This window comes from Pseudonocardia sp. 2-7, assembly GCF_056341085.1.
In genome coordinates, this window is record NZ_CP094507.1 from 645271 (window position 1) to 665165 (window position 19895).

Consider the following 19895-nt stretch of genomic DNA (forward strand, 5'->3'; position numbering starts at 1 on the left):
GGTCGTCGGCGACGAGCCCTTCGAAGAGCGCGACACCCAGGGCGCCCGCAAGGTGGTCGTAGCAGATCCGGGCGGAGGCGAGCCTGGCTGCGGCGCGCGAGGCCCGCAGCGTCGGGGCTGCGGGACGGCGAGGGCGGCCGGGTCGAGCGGGCCCCCCGAGCCGCGGACGCCGTCCGTGCCGGGACCGCCGGTCACCGCGGGCCCCGGTCCCCGCCGGGCCCCGGCACCCCGCCCGCCGCGACCCGGCTCTCCCGCGCCGTCCGCCCCCGGTAGCGGGACAGCGCCACCCCCGTCAGTGCGAGCACGCCGCCGAGCAGCGCCAGCGGCGGCGGCAGCTCCCCGAGTACCGGCCACGCCATGAGCACCACCAGGGTCGGGACGAGGTAGGTGGTGACGCCGAGCTGTCCCGCGTCGATCCGCGACAGCGCGTACGCCCAGGTCCCGAACGCGAGCGCCGTCGGGACGAGCCCGAGGTAGACCATCCCGGCGATCTCCGGTGCGGACGCCGTGCCGAGAGCGTCGACCAGGTCGCCGGCCCACGGCAGCGTGGCGACCGCTCCGACCACACAGGCGACCTGGGTGACCTGCACCGCGGGCAGGCGCCGGAGCACGGGTTTCTGGGCGAGCACCCCGATCGTCCAGGTCGCGGCGGCCAGCAGGCACAGCAGCGCGCCCACCGGGCCCCCGGCGCCGGCCGAGCCGTCGCCCGAGGTGGCGAACCCGATCAGCACGGCCCCCGCGAACCCGATCCCGGCGCCCGCCAGCAGCGGGCGCGGGAAGCCCTCCCGCAGCACGACGCCGGCGGAGAGCGCGATGAGGATCGGTCCGACGTTCACCAGCATCGCCGCGGTCCCGGCGTCGAGGCGTTCCTCGGCCGCGTTCAGCGCGACGTTGTACACCGCGAACCAGCTCACCCCGCACACCACCATCAGCAGCCACTCCCGCACGGTCGGCCGCACCCAGGACCGCGATGCCAGCACCGCGAGTGTGAGCGCGGCCCCGCCGACCGCCAGTCGTCCGAGCGCGAGGGCACCGGCGCCGAACGCCGGCCCCACGGCCCGGATCGCCACGAACGCCGACGCCCACGCCAGCACGGTCACCCCGGCCGCCGCGGCGACCCGCATCCCTGTTCCCGTCACGGCGACGACGCTAGGCGCCCGACGTTTCGGCCCGCACCGAATTCAGCCCCGGTAGTACGGTGCAGTCGCCGCGAGGGTCGCCTCCCAGTCCGGCATCGGCGCCCCGGCCAGGACTGCGGCGAGCCGGTCGAGGTACCAGTGCCAGCCCGGGCCGGCGTCGGCCGGGGAGAACCCGTCGGGCAGCACCTGCTCGAACACGAGCACGGTGCCCCCGCCGTCCGGGGTGAGCGTCACCGACAGCTCCCACGGCTCGCCGCCCTCCCGGATGTCGACGACCAGCCGGTGCGGGGGCTCGCAGTCCCGGACGAGCACGGTGGACGGGGCGCCGCCGCCGTCCTCGTCGCTGGTCAGGACGAGCTCGACGGTGCCGCCGGGACGCCCGTCGCCGCTCCACCGCCCGAACCACCGCGCGCAGCGGTCCGGGTCGGTGACCGCCGACCAGACGTCGGCGACGGGTTCGTCGTGGACGCGGCGGAACCGCAGCACGGCACGCCCGTCGGCGCCGCGGACCACCTCCCCGGCACGGCTTCCGGTATCGGTCACGGGTTCCTCCTCGATCCACGGGCCAGTTCGGTGTCGAGCGCGTCGAGCTGCTGCGCCCAGAAGCCGCGCAGCCCGGCCAGCCACTGCTCGGCCGCGGCAGGCCCGGACGGGTCGACCGCGTAGAGCCGCCGGGTCCCCTCCGCCCGGACGGTGGCGAACCCGTTGTCCCGCAACACGCGCAGGTGCCGGGAGACGGCCGGCTGCGATATCCCGAACTCGGCGCGGACGACCTCGGTCACCCGCCCTGCCGTCCGCTCGCCCCCGGCGAGGAGCTCGAGGATGCGCCGCCGGACGGGGTCGCCCAGCACGTCGAACGCTTCCACAACTCGGAGTTTATATAACCCGGACCGAAAATAGTAGTCCGCTGGACGGATCGGTTCCTCGCCGCTATGGTTCATTACATGACTAATGAACCACTGCACTACGGCACCGGGAGGTCGCCGTGATCGACGACGGACGCCCGCTGTTCGCGCAGATCGCGGAGGACATCGCGTCCGCGGTGGTGGACGGGACCTATCCGGAGGAGACCCAGGTGCCGTCCAGCAACGAGCTCGCCGCTTTCCACCGGATCAACCCGGCCACCGCGGCGAAGGGCCTCAACCAGCTGGTCACGCAGGGCGTGCTCTACAAGAGACGGGGGATCGGCATGTTCGTCGCCGAGGGGGCACGGTCCCGGCTGCTGGACAGCCGCCGCGAGGACTTCGCCCGGCAGTACATCGCTCCGCTGGTCACCGAGGCCCGCAAGCTCGGTATCGACCCCGAGCAGCTCAAGAAGATGATCGACGTCTGGGGGGACGACCGATGAGCACCGACGTGATCGCCATGCACGGCGTCACGAAGCGCTACGGCGACGTGACCGCGCTCGACGACGTGACGTTCGCGCTGGAGGAGAACCGCATCCACGGGCTGCTCGGTCGCAACGGCGCCGGCAAGACCACCGCGATGCAGATCCTCACCGCACAGAACTTCGCGACCTCCGGGCGCGCCGAGATCTTCGGCGAGCAGCCCTACGAGAACGCCCGGATGCTCGCCCGCACCTGCTTCATCCGCGAGTCGCTGAAGTACCCGGACGAGTACCGGGTCCACCACGCGCTCCGGGCCGCCGCGAGCGTGTACCCGCAGTGGGACCAGGCCTTCGCCGACCGGCTCGTCGGGGAGTTCTCGCTGCCGGCGTCCCGGAGCTGCAAGAAGCTCTCCCGCGGTCAGCAGTCCGCGGTCGGGGTGGTCATCGGGCTGGCCTCGCGGGCCCCGCTGACCTTCTTCGACGAGCCCTACCTGGGCCTCGACGCCGTCGCCCGGCAGATGTTCTACGACCACCTGCTCGCCGACTTCGCCGAGCACCCGCGCACCGTCGTGCTCTCGACGCACCTGATCGACGAGGTCTCCGACCTGATCGAGCACGTCGTCCTGATCGACCGGGGCCGCGTGCTCATCGACGAGGAGGCCGAGGCGTTGCGCGGCCGCGCCGTCACCGTCTCCGGGCCGACCGAGTCGGTCGAGCGGTTCGCCCGCGGCCACACCGAGCTGCACCGGGAGCGCCTCGGCGGCTTCCTGCGCGTCACCCTCGCCGGGGTCGCGCCGGCCCGCACCTCCGAGCCGAACCTGCAGTTCGAGCCGGTCTCGCTGCAGCAGCTCGTCGTCCGTACGACCCAGATGAACGCGGCGCCGGGCGTCGGCGTCGCCCAGGAGGTCCTGTCATGACCGCCGTCACCGCCGACCGCAGCCCGGTCGAGAGCACATCCGCCCGGGTGCGTGCCGCGATCCGGATGGGCACGGTCAACTGGGGCCGCCGGTTCGGGATGGCCTGGCTGATCCTGGCCGTCGTCTTCGTGCTGCACCAGACCATCTGGTGGGTCGTGAGGAGCAACGGCGGAGATGTGGAGACCGGGTACACCGGCGCGCTGACGTCGTTCTTCTTCATCCTCGGCAGCACCTACCTCGCGCTGATGACCCAGGTGATGCCGTTCGCGCTGAGCCTGGGCATCACGCGACGGCACTTCTACCTCGGCACCGTCCTGCTGGTGGCCGCCGAGACCCTGGTCAGCGCGATCGGGCTCAGCGTGCTGCTGGCCGTCGAACGGGCCACCGACGGCTGGGGCCTGCGGGTCCAGTTCTTCGAGATGGGCTTCATGGGCCAGTCGAACCCGGTCACCCAGGTGCTCGTGTACTGGGTGCCGCTGCTGACGATCGGACTGGTGTTCGTGCTGTTCGGTGCGGTGTTCCGGCGCTGGGGACAGCTCGGGGTCTGGGGCGCGGCCCTGGTGCCCGTGCTGGTGGTCGCCGCCGGTGTCGTGCTCCTGACCTGGCAGGACGCCTGGGGGGCGTTCGGCCGGTTCTTCGTCGAGACGCCGACGTGGGCGCTGCTCGCCGGCTACCCGCTGATCCTCGCCGCGGTCGCGGCGGGGGCCGGGTACCTGGTGCTGCGCCGCGCGACTCCCTGACGGAGGACCCGGCGGGGCCCGGCACCCTCGTGGGGGGTGGTGCCGGGCCCTCAGCCGTCCAGTACGAGATCGGCCCGTTCCGGTGCACCACCGGAGCGGGCCAGCTCCTGTTCGGCGCGCCGCCAGCCGTCGCGGTACGGGGCGTAGCCCGGCCAGTCCGCCCGCCCGTGCAGCCGCCGCTCCCGCTCGTCCGCCGACGCCTCCACCCAGATCGCCAGCGAGGTCACCGGCGCCAGCTCGGCCGCGCCGCTCCCGCACCCCTCCAGCACGACGACGGCCGACGGCGCCAGCGTGCGTTCCGGTCCCGGCCGTTCGCGCACCCAGTCCCACGACGTCCAGCGCAGGGTCGTACCGGCCGCCAGCGGGTCACCGATCCCGCGCCGGGCCAGCGCCGGGACCCGGGGCAGTCCGTCCCAGCCGGGGCAGAGGTCCTCGATCTCGAGCAGCGGGGCCCCGAGCCGGTCGGCGAGCGCGCGGGCCCGGGTGGACTTCCCGGCCCCGGAGAACCCGTCCACGGTGACCAGCCGGTTCCCGGCGGGCCCGGCGGGGGCGGCGTGCACGAGCCGGGCGACCGTGTCGGTCCAGTCCCGGTCCGCGACCGTCCTCACGGCCGGACGACCACCTTGACCTGCGACGCGTCGGGGGACAGGGCGTCGCCGACGTGGTCGAGGTCGACGTGCCCGGTCACCAGCCGGTCCAGGTCCACCGCGCCCGTCGCGGCCAGGCGCACCGCCGTCGGCCAGGTGTTGGCGTACCGGAAGGTGCCGGTCAGGGTGATCTCGCGCGACTGCAGCATCGACACCGGCAGCGTCATCTCGTCGGCACCCATCCCGACCAGCACCGCGGCGCCTCCCGGCCGGACCGCGGGCAGCCCGCCCAGCACCGCGGCCGGCACCCCGGAGCAGTCGACGAAGGCGTCCACACCGGACACATCGGCGCCCGGCGCGACGACGTCGGTCGCGCCGAAGTCGCGGGCCAGCGCTGCCCGCGCCGGGTCCGGATCGCTGACGACGATCTCGGCGGCACCCTGCACCGCCGCCACCTGCGCGACGAGCAGCCCGATCGGCCCCGCCCCGGCGACGAGCACCCGCGACCCGACCCCGGTGCCCGCCCTGTGGTTCGCCCACAGCGCGACCGACAGCGGTTCGAGCAGCGCGGCGGCGTCGTCGGAGACGTGCTCGGGGACGGGGTGGGCGAAGTCGTCGGCGATCGTCACGTACTCGGCGAACGCGCCGTCGACCGGCGGGGTCGCGAAGAACACCATGTCCGGGCACAGGTTGTAGGCGCCGGTGTGGCAGTACCGGCAGCGACGGCAGGGCACTCCCGGCTCCAGCGAGACGCGCTCGCCGATCCGCCCCGCGTCGACGCCCTCCCCGACACCCACGATCAGCCCCGACGGCTCGTGCCCGAGGACCATCGGCTCGCGCAGCACGAAGTCGCCGATCCGGCCGTGCCGGAAGTAGTGCACGTCGGAGCCGCAGGTGCCGACCGCCGCCACCCGCACCAGCACCTCCCGGGGGCCGGGCCGGGGGACGGGTCGCTGCTGCACCTCCAGCTCACCGGCGGCACGCAGCACGCTGCACCGCATCGACTCCGGCACCTCGGCGATCGTCGTCACGGGCACGACGGTGGCACGCGCGGCCGGGCCGGGCAACGCGGTGCGCCGACCGCGCCGGACGTACCGGTGCGCGCACGGTCGATCATTCCGGCGGACGTCGTCCGCCCCCGGGAGGTCCGCCGGTGGTGTACTGCTCCGCGACGAGAGGGAGGACCGGCCGCCCCGCGGGCGGCCGGCGACGAGAAGGACGCCCATGGGCTCGGCCATCGAACGACCGGCGGTCACCGGCTTCCACCACGTGGCGGCGGCCGTGACCGACGTGGAGTCCAGTGCGCTCTGGTACCAGCGCGTCCTCGGGCTGCAACGGCTGCCGATGACCTTCCCGCACCACGACGCCGCCGACGGCTCGTCGGAGAAGGCGGCGCTGCTCCTCGACGTCGTGACCGGAGTGATGATCGAGCTGCACGCCCCGGCCGACGGCGACGGCGGCGGCCCCCGCGGCGCGCTCGACCACCTGGCGTTCGGCGTCGCCGACCGCGCGACCCTCGACGCCTGGGCCGCCTGGCTGGACAGCCTCACGGTGCCGCACGGCGGTGTCGTCGACCGGACCGACCCGACCGGCTACGCGACGCTGGAGTTCCGCGACCCGGACGGCATCGCGCTGGAGTTCATCCACTTCCCCGGCCGCGGTTAGGAGCTGCCCCGGCGGGGGTCCACGCAGACCAGGCCCCACGGCCGGTCGTCGACCCGGGTCATCACCACGGTGGCGTGCCGCGACCCGCGGCCGCGCAGCTTCCGGGCGATCGCCTCGACGTCACCGGCCAGGCCGCGGCGCCGCACGTCGACCGCGCCGACGTCGAGCTCGCGCAGCAGCCGGGGTAGCCGCTTCTGGTCCCACGGACGGGAGTCGAGCACCCGCAGCGGCCGCGCGAACGGCGTGGCCGGGGGCTCGTCGTCGCCGGTGAGGAAGGCGATCCGCGGGTCGATCCGGGCGGTGCCGGTGGCCCGGGCCAGCGCGGAGACCAGTCCGGCCCGGGTGACGGCCGGGTTCGGGTCGAGCAGCCAGACGCCCGGTTCGCCGACCGCGATCCCGGTGTCCCCGTCCGGCGGGTCCGGCTCGCCCTGCAGTTCGTGCACGCCGTCGTCGTCGACGACGGTGGCGCGCGTGCGGGCGCGGGCCAGCGCGGGGGACCAGGCGCAGGCCTCCTTCAGCTCGCGTCCGAGCGCGAGGAACTCGATCTCCCAGCCCGGCGGGACGGTGTCGTGGCCGATCCCCGGTGCCGCCTTGATCCCGACCGCGCCGGCCCGCCGCTCCAGCTCCAGGCACCAGCCCAACGGCGGCTCGGACTCGCCGGTCCGCATCCGGCCACCGCCGGTGCGCCGGGCCGGGTCGACGAACACGCCGTCGGTGCCGGACAGGTCGGCGTCGCGCACGTCGCACCGCACCGTCCGGGCCGAGCCGCCGTGCACGGCCGCGTTGCGGTCGGCCATCCACAGGTGCACCGGATCCAGGTCGACGCCGGTGACCTCGTGGCCCGCCGCGACCAGCGAGACCAGGTCGCCGCCGATCCCGCAGCACAGGTCGACGACCGCGCGCCCGGCGAATCGGGCGGCCCGGTGTCGCGCGATCACCTCCGACGACGCCTGCTCCAGCCCGTCGCGCGTGAACCACATCCGCGCGGCCCGTGCGAACTTGCGGGCAGCCCGATCCCGCAGCCCGGCCTGGGCCATCGCGTCGGCGACCAGCCCGGCGTCGTGCTCACGGCGCAGCGCGGTCCCCAGCCGGAGCGCGGCGTCACCGTCCCGGTCGGCGACGGCGAGCCGCTCCAGCAGCGCCGTCCCCTCCGGCCCGGCGAGCCGCTCCAGCCGGGCGATCGGATCGTCGTCCACGACGACAGTGTCCACGGCGCCGTCCCCGGCACCGTCGTGCGCCCGCACCGGCGTCGGCCGCCGCGGACCGGCGGGCGTACGGTCGTCGGCCGGGACAGCGGAGCGGAGGGCCACGTGGTCGAGCACGACGGCCGCGACCCTGCCGTACCCGGCGCACCGGTGCCCGCGCCCCCCACGGTGCTGGGTGCGACGGCGCTGCCCCGCGAGATCGGCGTGCTGGTCGGGTCGGCGTTCGCGATCGCCATCGGGTTCGGGCTGGTCGCGCCGGTGCTGCCGGCGTTCGCGCGCTCGTTCGACGTCGGGGTGACCGCGGCCGCCGCCGTGATCAGCGTGTTCGCCTTCTCGCGGCTGGTGTTCGCCCCGCTCTCCGGCACGGTCGTCGGCCGGTTGGGGGAGCTGCGGGTGTTCGTCGCCGGGCTCGCCGTCGTCGCCGTGACGACGGCCGGTCTGGCCTTCGCGACGGCGTACTGGCAGCTGATCGCGTTGCGCCTGGTCGCGGGCGTCGGCTCGACGATGTTCACGATCTCGGCGGTGTCGCTGCTCGTGCGGCTGTCCCCGCCGCACCTGCGGGGCCGCGCGACGAGCCTGTGGGCGACCGGGTTCCTGCTCGGCAACATCGCCGGGCCGCTGCTCGGCGGCACCCTCGCCGCGATCGACGTACGCGCCCCGTTCCTGATCTACGCGGCGCTGCTGGTGCTGGTGATCGTCGTGGGCGGCCCGCTGCTGCGCCGGCCGGAGGGCCCGGCCGACGAGGCGCCCCCGCCGCGCACCCGGTTCCGCGACGCCGTGCGCCACCGTGCCTACCGGGCGTCGCTGGTGGGGAACTTCGCGAACGGCTGGGCGGTGTTCGGCGTCCGCATCGCGCTGGTCCCGCTGGTGGTGGTCGAGGCGCTGGGGCGCGAGGACGCGTTCGGCGGCATCGCGTTGTCGGTGTTCGCGGCCGGGAACGCGGCGACCCTGCTGCTGGCCGGACGTCTCGCCGACCGCTCCGGTCGCAGGCTCCCGCTGATCGCCGGCCTCGCGGTGTCGGGCGCGTCGACGGCCGTCCTCGGCTGGGTGCTCGACCCCTGGGCGTTCCTGGTGCTCTCGCTCGTCGCGGGGCTCGGCAGCGGACTGGTGAACCCGCCGCTCAACGCGGCCGTCGCCGACGTCATCGGGGAGCGCGCCCGGGGCGGCTCGGTGCTGGCGGGCTTCCAGATGGCGGCCGATCTCGGTGCGATCGCCGGGCCGCTGGTGGCCGGTGCGCTCGCCGAGGTCTGGGGGTACGGGCCGGCGTTCGCCGTGACCGGGGTGCTGTCGCTGGTCGCGGCGCTCGTCTGGTGGCGGGCGCCGGAGACCCTCCCGTCCCGGTCCTGACCTGGGGCGTCGCCCGCCGGGGTGACACGAGGGCCGGTCGCTCCGTCCCGCTGGTCCCGATCGTCACCCGGATCCCACCCGTTATAGCGGGCCGCCGGTTCGGGTGACCTCCTCCGGGGTGACCTCACCCCACCGACGGGTGGCGGGTGTGGCTGGTGTGCACAGGGTGCTTCTAGCGTCGTGGATATCGGACAAGCCGGACACGGATGGGGACGGGAACGAAGCCATGAGGCGCGGACTGGCACGACGTACGGTGATGAGCGCGGCGGCGGTGGTGACGGTGAGTGCTGTCATGTTCACCGGAGGGGTCCTGGCTCTCGCCGACGGTGCGGCCGTGTCCGCGGCCGCGGCACCCACGGTGCCCGGCGCCGTCGCGCAGGCCGCGGCCCCGGAGGCACCGAGCGTGCTCGCCGGGCCGGCGACCACCCCGTCGGGCGCCGCGGCGTTCCCGACCGACTCCGCTCTGCGGTCGTCGTCGGAGGCCGCCGGGGGCTCTGGTGCCGCCCCGGCCGCCCGGCCCGCGGAGACGGGGACGGACGCCGTCCGCGGGGCCGAGGGCTCCGGTGACGCCGGACCGGCCCGCCCGGCCGCCACCGGGCCGTCCGGCCCCGCGGACGGACCCACGACACCGGTCGCCCCCGCCGAGAAGCCCGCCGGTCCCGCAGCCGACCCGGCGCCGCCCGTGGACGAGCCCGGCGGTCCCGCGGCCGGACCGGCCGCTCCCGCGGAGAAGCCCGCCGGTCCCGCAGGAGGCCCCGCCGCTCCCGCGGACGAGCCCGCTGCTCCCGCGGGGACACCGGGCGGGCCTGCCGAGAAGCCGGCGGATACTGGGGAGACCCCGGCCGACCCGGCGCCCGCACCCGCCGACGCCGGGACGGAGCCCGCCGGCACGGGGACGGACCCTGCCGCTCCCGAGAAGCCCACCGACCCGGAGGAGAAACCCGTCGACCCCGCGGACACCCCCGTCGAGACGCCGACCGACCCCGCGGCCGCGCCCGCCGCGCCCGCCGACCCCTCGGCCCGACCGGCCGACCAGAGCACGCCCCGCCCCGGCGCCACCAGCGCGGGCGAGCGCTACGGCTGGGGCGCGCCGCTGCCGGCGTCGGACGAGTTCGACTACACCGGACCGCCCGACCCGGCGAAGTGGAACCAGGCGGGCGAGTGCTGGCCCGGTCACGCGGGCAACGGCGGCCGCTGTGCCAGCCGGTCCACGGTGAAGGACGGCAAGCTGGTCCAGACCGGGCTGCGCAACGGCGACTCGGCGTGGATCTCGTCGAAGTTCAATCAGCAGTACGGCCGCTGGGAGGCCCGCGTCCGCTCCGAGGCCACCGGCCCGGACAACGGCAGGCAGTACCACCCGCTGCTGATCATCTGGCCGCAGTCGGACCGCTGGCCCCAGGACGGCGAGTACGACTTCCTCGAGAACGGCGCGCCCGGCGAGCAGTGCGCCGAGGCGTTCATCCACTACCCGCACGGCCGCGGCGCGGTCCAGCAGGAGTACGCCAAGGAGAAGAACTGCGGCGCACCGCTGAGCGAGTGGCACAACGTCGCCGTCGAGTGGACGCCCGACCACGTGAAGGGCTTCATCGACGGCAAGGAGTGGTTCTCCTTCTCCGGCGGTGCCCGGCCCGGCCGCAAGAACATCCAGGACATGCCCAGCGGGCACCTGACGATCCAGCTCGACAACTTCTTCGGCGGCAACATGCAGCCGGCGACGTACGAGGTGGACTGGGTCCGGATCTACTCCCTCGACGGGAAGTGACCGGCTAACGCCGGACCGTTGCGGGGCGATGAGTGGACGTGCCGCTTCTTACACGCAGGACCGCGGGGTGGCTGCTCGCGGGCGTCGTGGCCCTGGAGGTCGCGATCCCCGCGGTCGGCCTGGCCACCACCGAGCCGCCGCGTCGCTACTCCTGGAGCATGTTCGTCGCGTCGTCGACGGAGTACGCCTACACCGGACGGACCCCTGACGGCGCGTCCCGCGCCCTCGACACCGGGGCCCTGCCGTGGCCGCAGCGGACCGTCCACTACGGAGCCACGGTCCCGGGGCTGCTGTGCGCGGCGATCCCGGACCTCGTCTCGGTGTCACGGACCCGGGACGGCGCCCCGGAGTGGGAGCAGCCGTGCTGAGGCTCCCCGACACGCTCCCCGCCCGCCCGCTGGCCGGGTACCGGATCCTGGTCGGGCTCGTCGCCGGGCTGAAGGCCGTCGAGCTCGGCGCGAGCCCGCTGCTCGGGACCCGGGCCGGGCCGCTGTTCGGGGTCGGCCCGGTGCTGCCCGCCCCGGTCTGGCTCGCGCTCGGCGCGGTGATGGGCCTGGCGGCGCTGGCCGTCGTCGTGGGGTGGAACGCGCGGGCGGCGGCCCTGCTGGTCGGGCTGTGCACCGCCGGCTTCGTCTGGGGTGCGGGCTACTACTCCAACCACACCTACCTGCTGTTCACCGCGGCGGTGCTGCTGTCGTTCTCCGACTGCGACGCGGCCTGGTCGCTCCGGTCCCGGCGCGGACACGGCGCCGACCGGGTGTGGGCGGCGCCGGTGCTGGTGCTGCGGGCGCAGATCACGATCGTCTACTTCTACGCCGCGATCTCGAAGATCCGTCCGGACTTCCTGTCCGGCAACGGGCTGGCGTCCTGGACGTGGGACTCGGTGCTGGTCCCGGCGGGGATGCTGACGCCGGTGTTCCTGGTGCCGATGGCGTTCGGCGCGGTGCTCACCGAGCTGTTCGTCGCGTTCGGGCTGTGGTCCTCGCGGCTGCGGCCGGTCGCCGTCGTCGCCGGGACCGGGCTGCACCTCGGCATGATCGCGATGCTCTCCGACGGGCTGCACGCCGCGGTCGAGCTCGGGCTGTTCGCCACCCTCACCTGCGGTGGCTACCTGCTGTTCGCGGACCGCGTCCCGGTCCCCGGCGCGGTGGTGGTGCCCCGGCAGCGCCGGTCGGAACCGGCGCTGCCGAGCACAGTCACCCGGCGCTGACGCCCATCGCCTCGGCCAGCCGCAGGTGCGGCGCGGCCTCGTCGTGGCGCGAACGGCGCTGCAGGGTGCGCCCGAGGAGCAGGTGGGCGTACCCGTCGGCCGGCTCGCGGCGCACCAGCTCGCGGAGCTCGGTCTCGGCCCGGCCCAGCTGCGCGGAGTGGTAGTACGCGCGGGCCAGCAGCAGCCGGACCGCGGCGGCCTCGGGCTGCTCGGCGACGAGCTCGGCGAGCACCGTCGCGGCCCCCGCGGGGTCGCCGGAGTCGAACAGGAACCCGGCGTGCTCCCACCGGTCGGCAGGCCCTGCCTCCGTCCCGGTCATCCAGGACAGCGCGTCGATCCTCATCGGTGCGGCCTCCTTCCGGCCCGTTCGGTTGATACGTCAACCACAACCGCGGCGCCGGGTGTTCTGTTCCCGGCTCAGGCCAGGGCGGCGCGGACCAGTTCGGGCATCCCGGTCGCCGGGCGGCCGAGCAGCGTCGCGAGGTCCTCCGACGGCTCGGCGAACATCCCCGACGAGACGAACTCGCCGATGAAGGCCGGCGCCGGGCCCTGGTCGAGCGGTACCCGGCGGTGCGACACCGGCCGGCCGGACTCCGCGGCGATCGTCGCTGCCAGCTCGTCGTAGGTCCACAGCGGTCCGCGCAGCTCGTAGGCGCGCCCGGCGTGCTCCTGCGGCCCCCCGGCCACGACGACGGCGGCGGCCCGCGCGAGGTCCGCGATCGTGGCGGTGTTGAGCGCCCGGCCGCCGTCCGCGGCGACCGTCTCCCCGGCCTCCAGCGCGGTGGCGACCACGCCCGGGTTGACGAACATGTCCGAGTAGAAGGTGTTGCGCAGCGGCGTCGCCGGCAGTCCGGAGTCGCGCAGCAGTTCCTCGGTGAAGGTGTGGTCGGCGAGGAACGCGGGCGCGCCGGGCCGGTCCGCGCCGATGGCGCTGGTGTAGACGACGTGGCCGACGCCCGCGTCGGCGGCGGCGCGGACCACGTTGCCGTGCTGGCGCTCGCGCACCCCGGGGGTCACGTCGGAGCCGGACACGAACAGCAGCCCGTCGGCGCCGGTGAACGCCGCCTTCAGCGAGGCCGGGTCCTCGTAGTCGCCGACGTGCACCCGGACCCCGGCCGCGGCCAGGTCGGCCACCTTCTCCGCGGACCGGGCGAGGACGCCCACCTGCTCCGCCGGCACGGTCTCCAGCAGCGCCCGCACGGCCGCGCCGCCCAGCTTCCCGCTCGCCCCGGTCACGATGATCATCGCTGTCTCCCCATCTCGTCGTGGACGGTGCCGACACTGCCGGATAGACTTACGTTCGGTAAGTACGTACCTTCTGGTAAGTAGGTGGGTGGACGGTGAGCACGCAGGTGGAACGGCCCACGGGCCTGTTCTCGGGTGACGCGTTCGACAGCAGCTGCCCCTCGCGGTCGGTCCTCGACCACGTGACGTCGAAGTGGGCGGTCCTCGTGCTCGTCGTCCTGTCCCGCGAGGACCACCGCTTCTCCGCGCTGCGGCGCGCCGTCGGCGGGATCAGCGAGAAGATGCTGGCCCAGACCCTGCGCACCCTGGAGGGCGACGGCTTCGTGCACCGCGAGGTCGCCGCGACCACCCCGCCGCAGGTCAGCTACGGCCTGACCGAGCTCGGCCACGGCGTGACCGGCCACCTCGCCGGCCTCGTCGGCTGGATCGAGGACCGGATCCCCGAGGTGCTGGCGGCACGCGAGCGGGCCTAGGTCCCGGTGGTCAGTGCCCGCCGCCCAGGTGCCCGGCGAGCCGCTCGTGGCGGTCGCGGCTGTCGTCGTTCATCCCGGTGACGACGAGCGTGCGGCCGGACCGCGCGTAGCGGCGCCGCAGGTCGTCGAGGACGGCGACGGTCGAGGCGTCCCACACGTGCGCGCCGGACAGGTCGACGGTCACCTCGTCGGGGTCCCCGTCGGGGGCGAACGCCGTGCTCAGCTCGCTGCTGGAGGCGAAGAACAGCTGGCCGGTGACGCGGTAGACGACCGCCCCGCCGTCGTCGACGGTGCGGTCCACCCCGACCAGCCGTGACACCCGGTTCGCGAACAGCACCGAGCGACGAGCACGCCGGCGCCCACGCCGAAGGCGAGGTTGTGGGTGCCGACGGTGACCACGACGGTCGTCAGCATCACCGCCGTCTCGCTGCGCGGCATCCGGCGCAGCGTCGCCGGACGGATGCTGTGCCAGTCGAACGTCCCGACCGACACCATGACCATCACCGCGACCAGGGCGGCCATCGGGATCAGTGCGACGACGTCGCCGAGTGCGACCACGAGGACCAGCAGGAACACCCCCGCCAGGAACGTGGACAGCCGCGTCCTGGCCCCGGACGCCTTCACGTTGATCATCGTCTGGCCGATCATCGCGCAGCCGCCCATGCCGCCGGTGAAGCCGGTGACGATGTTCGCGACGCCCTGGCCCCACGACTCGCGGGTCTTGTCCGAGCCGGTCTGCGTGATGTCGTCGACCAGGCGTGCGGTCATCAGCGACTCGATCAGCCCGACCAGCGCGACGCCGAGCGCGTAGGGCGCGACGATCCGCAGCGTCTCCCACGTCAGCGGCACCGCGGGAAGGTGCGGGAGCGGCACCGTGTCCGGCAGCGCGCCCTGGTCGCCGACGGTCGGCACGGCGACCGCGGCCGTCACCGTGACCACGGTCAGCCCGACGATGGCGACCAGCGGTGCCGGGACGACGCGGGTCAGCCGCGGCAGCCCGACGATGACCACCAGGCCGACGGCGACCAGCGGGTAGACCGCCCAGGGCACGCCGACCAGCTGGGGCACCTGCGAGGTGAAGATCAGGATCGCGAGTGCGTTGACGAAGCCGACCATCACGCTGCGTGGCAGGAAGCGCATCAGCCGCGCGACGCCCGCGGCGGCCAGCGCGATCTGCAGCACCCCGCCGAGCACGACCGCGGCGAACAGGTACTCGACGCCGTACTCCCGCGACAGCGGGGCCACGACCAGCGCGATCGCGCCGGTGGCGGCCGAGATCATCGCCGGTCGCCCGCCGCAGACCGCGATGACCACGGCCATGGTGAACGAGGCGTACAGGCCGACCCGGGGGTCCACCCCGGCGATGATCGAGAACGCGATGGCCTCGGGGATCAGGGCGAGCGCGACGACGAGTCCGGCGAGCACCTCGGTGCGCACCAGGCGGGGCGTCCAGCGCGCACGCAGCGTGGCGAGGTCGGGCAGGGCGGAGCGGGGCACGATACGACGGTCGCTTTCACGTCGGGGGAGGGGCGGGGCCGCGGGCCACGGCGGCGGGAGCGCGCGAACGGCCCGACCGTACTCTCACGCGGGGGGAGGGTCTGCGGTGCGGTGCCCGGATCCCGTCCGGGGTGGCGCGCCCCACACTCCGTTGTCCCACAGGCCGATCTCAGCGTCGTCACAGCGACGGTGAGCACGATGGGGTCCATGGCCATGACTCCCGACGTACCGACCTGGGTGGGTGAGCTCGACCGGCTCGCCCCGGCCCGCGACCTCGAGGTCGACCGGCGGTTCGCCGCCGCCCGGCTGCTGGTCACCGTCGGTGGCACCCCGCAGGGTCAGGTCACCGTGCCGCTGCGCGCCGGGCGCGCGACCGCCGCGGAGCTCTCGCTCGCCGTCGCCGCGCTGCCCGCGGCCGGCACCGTCGCCGTCGCGCCGTCCGCGGCCGACCCGGTCACCGTGGTCGTCGCGACCCGCAACCGGCCCGAGTCGCTGGCCCGCTGCCTGCGCGCGGTCCTCGCCTCCGACCACCCGGCGCTGTCGGTCGTCGTCGTGGACAACGACCCGGACGACGAGCGGACCGAGGTGGCCGTGCGGGCCGCGGGTTCCGACCGCGTCCGCTACGTCCGCGAGCCGCGGCGCGGTGCGTCCATCGGGCGCAACCGGGGCCTGGCCGAGGCCCGCACCGAGATCGTCGCCTTCACCGACGACGACACCGAGGTCGACCCCGCCTGGGCCTCGCGCATCGCCGGCGCCTTCGCCGCGGACCCCGAGCTCGCCTGCGTCTCCGGCCCGGTACTGGCCGCCCGCCTGGGCAGCCCCGAGGAGCGCGCCGCCGACGTCGCCCTGGCCTGGAACAAGGGCTTCACCCCGCGCCGGTTCACCCTCGCCGAGCCCCCCGCGGACTCCCCGATCTTCCCGTTCGCACCCGGCCTGTTCGGCATCGGCGCCAACCTCGCCGTGCGGGCCGGGGCCGCCCGCGCCGTCGGCGGCTTCGACGAGGCCATGGGCCCGGGCACCCCCACCCACGGCGGCGAGGACTGCGAGTTCCTGGTCCGCATGATCCTGGCCGGCAACGTCCTCGGCTACGCCCCGGGCGCCTACCTGTGGCACCACCACCGCCCCGACCAGGCCGCGCTGAACACCCAGCTCGAGGGCTACGCGATCGGGTTGGGCAGTTTCCTGGCGAAGGTGGCGCTGTCGCCGCAGGGCCGGTCGGTCGCGCTGCGCCGGCTCCCGGCGGCGGTCGCCCGGCTGCGCCACATCTCCGACCGCGAGGCAGGCGCCGGCGACGCGATGCCCGACAGCGGACTGCTGGAGCGCGGCGGCCGGATCGCCCGCGGCGGCTGGGCCTACCTGCAGCGGTCCCGCGAGGTGCGGCGCAACGGTGGCGCGGTCCCGCCGATGCTGCTGCCCGCGCGCTCGGCGCTCGTCCCGGCGCACATCCGGCGCGCCGCCGAGGCCGCGCGGGTCCGGACCGGGGCCGGCGCCCACGTCGGCCCGACGGCCGTCCCGGCTCCGCGTCCCGACCGGCAGGCCGAGGCCGAGGCCGGCGACGACCGCGGGGCCGCCGAGCTCGCCCGGAACTCCGCGGCCTGAGCCGCTACAGCCCGTAGGACTTCCCGATGATGTCGCGCTGGATCTCGCTGGTCCCGCCGTACACCGTCGAGACGACGCTCTGGCGGAGCAGCCGCTCCATGCCGTACTCGGTGGCGTAGCCGTAGCCGCCGAGCATCTGCATCCCCTCCAGGGACAGGTGCTTGGCGAGTTCGGTGGCCTTGAGCTTGGCCATCGACGCCTCGCGCGGGAACAGCGCACCCGCGGGGGCCTCGTCGTCGTGGAGGCGCTCCCGCGCAACCCGAGCGGCAAGATCCTCAAGCGCGAGCTGCGTGAGACCTACCGCAGGGCCTTCACCTGACCGCAATCGTCGGTTAGCCTCGCCTCAGTACCGGTGAGGGAGGGCTTCCATGTCTCTGCGTCTGCCGACCGGCGGCATCACGGTGCTGCTCGGGCCGTCGGTGCAGCGTCGCCGCATGATGAACCGGCTGGACGACGCGAGCGGCCGGTGTGCCGACGGGCACGACGCCGTGGTCCGCAGGCTGGGGGCCCGCGCGACCGAGTCGGCGGCGGACCGGCTGGCCACCGTCGACGCGGCCCGCCGGGGCCCCACCGCGATGGTCCTCGCCGACCGCCTGACCGACGGTCTCGACGCACACGACCGCAGCACGGTGCTGTCCGCGCTGCGGGCCGTTGCTGCGGACGGGGTCGCCGTCCTCGTCGACGACATCGACCCCGTCGCGGCCCTCGCCGTCGCCGACGGCGCGTTGCGCGTCGACGAGCGTGGCGAGGTCCGGGCGGAGGAGCTGGCCTACTTGGCCTCGTAGGTGAGGCAGTCGGCGGCGTCGGCGCCCGCGCCGATGTTCACCGACGACGCCGTGCACTCGAGCTTCTCGTTGAACCGGCAGTCCGAACGGTGGCAGGCACCGACGAGGCCGTTGCCGCTGCCGCCGCGGAACGAGATCTCGACGAAGGTGCCGCAGTGGGCGTGCTCACCGGAGATCGTGATCGCCCCCGCGCCGCAGCTGGAGTCGGAGTTGTAGGAGCAGCTGGTGGCGGAGCACTGCTGAACCTGGGGCATGTCCTGGGCCGTGGTCATGACGCTCAGGTTGTCGGGGTCGTGCGGTGCGCGCCAGGCAACAGAGGCTCGCCTGACCGGCGGTGCGGGGCGCCTCATTTGCGCCCTCCACCTGGGCGATCGGTGCGGCAAGCGCGGCACCTGTGTGGCGTGAATCACATTGCACGCCCGCCGGACGGGTGATCCGTTTCGGTCACGGAGGTGACCGGCCGGCGACGACACCCGACCGTGCGGTCGCCCGGTGGCGGCGGCCGTCCGTCGCACGGTCCCGCCCGGTGCGACGACGGTGCCGGAGCCGTGCGTGGCCGCCGACCCGCGGTGGGCGATGATCCCCCCGCCGGACCCGCTGGACCGGGCCGGAGAGGGGGGCGACGTGGACGAGGACCTGATGGGCCGGCTCATCCGGTTCGCCGACCTGACCGCCTGGCCGGCGTTCGCGGCGTTCGGGGTGCAGGAGGAGTCGATCGACCGGCTGCTCGCGACGACCGCGGGCCTGGACCCGTCGGCCGTCGCCGGGGTGCGGGCCGGGCTCGCCGGACGGGTCCGCGCCGCGGCGCGGGCGCTGCGGAACGAGCCGCCGGTCGCGGACGGCCTGCACCGGATGGCGCTGCGTCCGGGCGAGCGGATCGTGGTCGTCGGCGACTCCCTGTCCGCCGACCGGCTGAGCTGGGCGCGGCTGTTCGCCGAGCTGGTCCCGATGGTCGAACCGGAGGCCTCGGTCGAGGTGCTCGCGCTGTCCGGGCGGACCAGCTCCGAGGCACTCGCACTGGGCCCGGTCCTGGTCTCCCGGGTGCCGACCCGGGTGCTGGTCATGCTGGGCACCAACGACATCCGCCGGGAGGGCGCGACCACCGGGATCCGGATGGTGTCGATCAGCGAGACGGCCCGGAACCTGCGGGCGCTGCGCCTGCTGCTGGAGACCGAGAGCGGCGCCCGGGTGCGGTTCGTCGTCCCGCCGCCGGTCGACCCCGGACGGGTGGCCGCCACCCGCGAGCTCACCGGCGAGTGGTGGGACCCGGCCGACGTCCCCGGGCTCGTCGCGACGGTCCGGGAGGTCGACCCGGACGCGGTCGACCTGTCCCGGATGCCGATCCGGCCCGACTTCTGGGAGGACGACGGCCTGCACCCCAGCCCGATCGGGCAGGTCGCGATCCTGCGGGCGGTCCTGGCCCGGATCTGACCCGGCACGCTCAGCCGCGCAGCGCGGCGATCGCCGCCCGGGCCGCGGCGGCGACCGCGGCCTCCCCGCGCGCCGTGTCGGCCGGGTCGGCCGGGTCGGCCGGGACGGTGAAAACCGTCAGGACCAGCGGTGCGCCGTCCGGCGGGTGGAGCACCCCGGAGTCGTTGCGCTCCCCGAGCGGCCCGGAGCCGGTCTTGTCGCCGACGGTCCAGCCGGCCGGGACCGCCGCGCGGATCTGCCGGTCGCCGGTGGTGCTCGCCCGCAGCCAGCCGGTCAGCCGGTCGCGCTGCGCGGGCGGCAGGGCGTCGCCGAGGACCAGGGTGCGCAGCGTGGCGGCCAGTGCGGCCGGGGTCGAGGTGTCGCGCTCGCCGTCGCGGTCGTTCAGCGCGGTCTCGGACCGGTCGGCGCGGGTGACGCCGTCCCCGGTCGTGCGCAGCCACGCGGTCAGCTCGGCGGGGGATCCGACCTCGCGCAGCAGCAGGTTGTGCGCGGTGTTGTCCGAGACGGTGACGGCGGCCTCGCACAGCCGGCCCACCGTCATCCCCGTCGCCAGGTTCCGGGTGGTGACGGGCGCGTACTCCAGCAGGTCGGCGCGCCCGTAGCGGACCGGGCGGTCGAGCAGGCCGGGCTCGGACAGCGAGCGGTGCAGCACGAAACCGGCCATCAGCGCCTTGACCACCGAGCACATCAGGAAGCGGTCGCCGTCGCGGTGCCCGGCCGCCGCGCCGGTACCGGTGTCGAGCACGTGCACCCCGATCGTGCGGGCGTACTCGCGTTCGACGTCGGCCAGCGCGGGGATCGGCGCGCTCCCGGCGCCCGGGCCGGCCGGGGCGGGCGCCGCGGGTGCGGCCGGTGCCGCCGGCGCGCAGCCGGTCAGCGCGGCGCCGCCCAGTGCGGCACCGGCCAGGAGCAGGGAGCGGCGGGTGATCGTCATGGTCGCACCGTGTCGCATCCGCACCGATAGCG

Annotated in this window: 25 protein-coding genes; 12 read left to right on the top strand and 13 right to left on the bottom strand. The window is 75.1% G+C overall.

What is annotated here, in order from left to right:
* Positions 1 to 191: 191 nt before the first annotated feature.
* Genes MTO91_RS03270 through MTO91_RS03280 form a run of 3 tightly spaced genes read right to left on the bottom strand, consistent with a single transcriptional unit; the run spans position 192 to position 2005 of the window.
* Positions 192 to 1139 carry a DMT family transporter gene (locus tag MTO91_RS03270; RefSeq protein WP_476653743.1) on the bottom strand — a complete coding sequence of 316 codons (948 nt, stop codon included), beginning with the start codon at positions 1137 to 1139 and terminating at the stop codon, positions 192 to 194.
* Positions 1140 to 1181: 42 nt separating this feature from the next.
* A complete protein-coding gene (locus MTO91_RS03275) occupies positions 1182 to 1682 on the bottom strand; it encodes an SRPBCC family protein (RefSeq protein ID WP_405419690.1) in 501 nt (166 codons plus the stop codon).
* Positions 1679 to 2005 carry an ArsR/SmtB family transcription factor gene (locus tag MTO91_RS03280; protein ID WP_476653744.1) on the bottom strand — a complete coding sequence of 109 codons (327 nt, stop codon included), beginning with the start codon at positions 2003 to 2005 and terminating at the stop codon, positions 1679 to 1681. The genes MTO91_RS03275 and MTO91_RS03280 overlap by 4 nt, the downstream gene beginning before the upstream one ends.
* A gap of 122 nt (positions 2006 to 2127) precedes the next feature.
* Between MTO91_RS03280 and MTO91_RS03285 the strand changes: the two genes are divergently transcribed.
* The 3 genes from MTO91_RS03285 to MTO91_RS03295 are packed head-to-tail and all read left to right on the top strand — an operon-like array spanning position 2128 to position 4123.
* Positions 2128 to 2487 (top strand): GntR family transcriptional regulator, encoded by a 360-nt coding sequence (locus tag MTO91_RS03285; RefSeq protein WP_208822236.1) that lies wholly within the window; start codon positions 2128 to 2130, stop codon positions 2485 to 2487.
* Complete coding sequence (locus MTO91_RS03290; protein ID WP_476653746.1) at positions 2484 to 3383, top strand: ABC transporter ATP-binding protein; 900 nt, start codon at positions 2484 to 2486, stop codon at positions 3381 to 3383. Before MTO91_RS03285 ends, MTO91_RS03290 begins: the two co-directional genes overlap by 4 nt.
* The gene (locus tag MTO91_RS03295) at positions 3380 to 4123 is read left to right on the top strand and encodes a hypothetical protein (protein ID WP_178374660.1); all 744 of its coding nucleotides are present in this window, start codon (positions 3380 to 3382) and stop codon (positions 4121 to 4123) included. Before MTO91_RS03290 ends, MTO91_RS03295 begins: the two co-directional genes overlap by 4 nt.
* A 50-nt stretch (positions 4124 to 4173) precedes the next feature.
* Here MTO91_RS03295 and MTO91_RS03300 read toward each other — a convergent pair whose 3' ends face one another.
* Both MTO91_RS03300 and MTO91_RS03305 read right to left on the bottom strand, forming a co-directional pair.
* The gene (locus MTO91_RS03300; protein WP_476653748.1) at positions 4174 to 4731 is read right to left on the bottom strand and encodes a nucleoside/nucleotide kinase family protein; all 558 of its coding nucleotides are present in this window, start codon (positions 4729 to 4731) and stop codon (positions 4174 to 4176) included.
* The gene (locus tag MTO91_RS03305) at positions 4728 to 5741 is read right to left on the bottom strand and encodes an NAD(P)-dependent alcohol dehydrogenase (protein ID WP_476653750.1); all 1014 of its coding nucleotides are present in this window, start codon (positions 5739 to 5741) and stop codon (positions 4728 to 4730) included. The genes MTO91_RS03300 and MTO91_RS03305 overlap by 4 nt, the downstream gene beginning before the upstream one ends.
* A 193-nt stretch (positions 5742 to 5934) precedes the next feature.
* Between MTO91_RS03305 and MTO91_RS03310 the strand changes: the two genes are divergently transcribed.
* Positions 5935 to 6375 carry a VOC family protein gene (locus tag MTO91_RS03310; protein WP_073577832.1) on the top strand — a complete coding sequence of 147 codons (441 nt, stop codon included), beginning with the start codon at positions 5935 to 5937 and terminating at the stop codon, positions 6373 to 6375.
* Here MTO91_RS03310 and MTO91_RS03315 read toward each other — a convergent pair.
* The gene (locus MTO91_RS03315; protein WP_476653752.1) at positions 6372 to 7571 is read right to left on the bottom strand and encodes a class I SAM-dependent methyltransferase; all 1200 of its coding nucleotides are present in this window, start codon (positions 7569 to 7571) and stop codon (positions 6372 to 6374) included. The two genes, MTO91_RS03310 and MTO91_RS03315, sit on opposite strands and share 4 nt — an antisense overlap.
* A 114-nt stretch (positions 7572 to 7685) precedes the next feature.
* On the opposite strand from MTO91_RS03315, the gene MTO91_RS03320 reads away from it, so the two are divergent.
* From MTO91_RS03320 to MTO91_RS03335, 4 genes are all read left to right on the top strand, one after another.
* Positions 7686 to 8927 (top strand): MFS transporter, encoded by a 1242-nt coding sequence (locus MTO91_RS03320; protein ID WP_476653754.1) that lies wholly within the window; start codon positions 7686 to 7688, stop codon positions 8925 to 8927.
* A gap of 292 nt (positions 8928 to 9219) precedes the next feature.
* Positions 9220 to 10689 (top strand): glycoside hydrolase family 16 protein, encoded by a 1470-nt coding sequence (locus MTO91_RS03325; RefSeq protein WP_476653755.1) that lies wholly within the window; start codon positions 9220 to 9222, stop codon positions 10687 to 10689.
* A 38-nt stretch (positions 10690 to 10727) separates the two neighbouring features.
* The gene (locus MTO91_RS03330; RefSeq protein ID WP_476653756.1) at positions 10728 to 11057 is read left to right on the top strand and encodes a hypothetical protein; all 330 of its coding nucleotides are present in this window, start codon (positions 10728 to 10730) and stop codon (positions 11055 to 11057) included.
* Positions 11051 to 11899 (top strand): HTTM domain-containing protein, encoded by an 849-nt coding sequence (locus MTO91_RS03335; protein ID WP_405419668.1) that lies wholly within the window; start codon positions 11051 to 11053, stop codon positions 11897 to 11899. The genes MTO91_RS03330 and MTO91_RS03335 overlap by 7 nt, the downstream gene beginning before the upstream one ends.
* On the opposite strand, the gene MTO91_RS03340 is transcribed toward MTO91_RS03335, so the two are convergent.
* A complete protein-coding gene (locus MTO91_RS03340) occupies positions 11886 to 12242 on the bottom strand; it encodes a tetratricopeptide repeat protein (protein ID WP_476653758.1) in 357 nt (118 codons plus the stop codon). The two genes, MTO91_RS03335 and MTO91_RS03340, sit on opposite strands and share 14 nt — an antisense overlap.
* Before the next feature lie 74 nt (positions 12243 to 12316).
* On the bottom strand, positions 12317 to 13144 hold the full coding sequence (locus MTO91_RS03345; RefSeq protein ID WP_346102855.1) for an NmrA family NAD(P)-binding protein: 828 nt from the start codon (positions 13142 to 13144) through the stop codon (positions 12317 to 12319).
* A gap of 95 nt (positions 13145 to 13239) precedes the next feature.
* Here MTO91_RS03345 and MTO91_RS03350 point away from each other — a divergent pair, with 95 nt between their 5' ends.
* On the top strand, positions 13240 to 13617 hold the full coding sequence (locus MTO91_RS03350) for a winged helix-turn-helix transcriptional regulator (protein ID WP_062399957.1): 378 nt from the start codon (positions 13240 to 13242) through the stop codon (positions 13615 to 13617).
* Positions 13618 to 13627: 10 nt separating this feature from the next.
* Here the strand turns inward: MTO91_RS03350 and MTO91_RS03355 are convergent, their stop codons facing one another.
* Both MTO91_RS03355 and MTO91_RS03360 read right to left on the bottom strand, forming a co-directional pair.
* Positions 13628 to 13918 (bottom strand): STAS domain-containing protein, encoded by a 291-nt coding sequence (locus MTO91_RS03355; protein ID WP_476653759.1) that lies wholly within the window; start codon positions 13916 to 13918, stop codon positions 13628 to 13630.
* Positions 13837 to 15114, bottom strand: a complete 1278-nt coding sequence (locus MTO91_RS03360) for a SulP family inorganic anion transporter (protein ID WP_476653761.1) — start codon at positions 15112 to 15114, stop codon at positions 13837 to 13839. The genes MTO91_RS03355 and MTO91_RS03360 overlap by 82 nt, the downstream gene beginning before the upstream one ends.
* Positions 15115 to 15321: 207 nt before the next feature.
* Between MTO91_RS03360 and MTO91_RS03365 the strand changes: the two genes are divergently transcribed.
* Positions 15322 to 16713, top strand: a complete 1392-nt coding sequence (locus tag MTO91_RS03365; RefSeq protein ID WP_476653763.1) for a glycosyltransferase family 2 protein — start codon at positions 15322 to 15324, stop codon at positions 16711 to 16713.
* Between the two features lie 4 nt (positions 16714 to 16717).
* Here MTO91_RS03365 and MTO91_RS03370 read toward each other — a convergent pair whose 3' ends face one another.
* Positions 16718 to 17038 carry an acyl-CoA dehydrogenase family protein gene (locus tag MTO91_RS03370; RefSeq protein WP_476653764.1) on the bottom strand — a complete coding sequence of 107 codons (321 nt, stop codon included), beginning with the start codon at positions 17036 to 17038 and terminating at the stop codon, positions 16718 to 16720.
* A 43-nt stretch (positions 17039 to 17081) separates the two neighbouring features.
* Here MTO91_RS03370 and MTO91_RS03375 point away from each other — a divergent pair, with 43 nt between their 5' ends.
* The gene (locus MTO91_RS03375) at positions 17082 to 17498 is read left to right on the top strand and encodes a hypothetical protein (protein ID WP_476653766.1); all 417 of its coding nucleotides are present in this window, start codon (positions 17082 to 17084) and stop codon (positions 17496 to 17498) included.
* Here the strand turns inward: MTO91_RS03375 and MTO91_RS03380 are convergent.
* A complete protein-coding gene (locus tag MTO91_RS03380; RefSeq protein WP_062399966.1) occupies positions 17483 to 17770 on the bottom strand; it encodes a DUF1540 domain-containing protein in 288 nt (95 codons plus the stop codon). The genes MTO91_RS03375 and MTO91_RS03380 overlap by 16 nt on opposite strands.
* 220 nt (positions 17771 to 17990) lie before the next feature.
* On the opposite strand from MTO91_RS03380, the gene MTO91_RS03385 reads away from it, so the two are divergent.
* Positions 17991 to 18929: an SGNH/GDSL hydrolase family protein gene (locus MTO91_RS03385; RefSeq protein ID WP_346864657.1), complete on the top strand. Its 939-nt coding sequence runs from the start codon at positions 17991 to 17993 to the stop codon at positions 18927 to 18929.
* Between the two features lie 10 nt (positions 18930 to 18939).
* On the opposite strand, the gene bla is transcribed toward MTO91_RS03385, so the two are convergent.
* Complete coding sequence (gene bla / locus MTO91_RS03390) at positions 18940 to 19863, bottom strand: class A beta-lactamase (RefSeq protein ID WP_476653768.1); 924 nt, start codon at positions 19861 to 19863, stop codon at positions 18940 to 18942.
* Positions 19864 to 19895 lie beyond the last annotated feature (32 nt).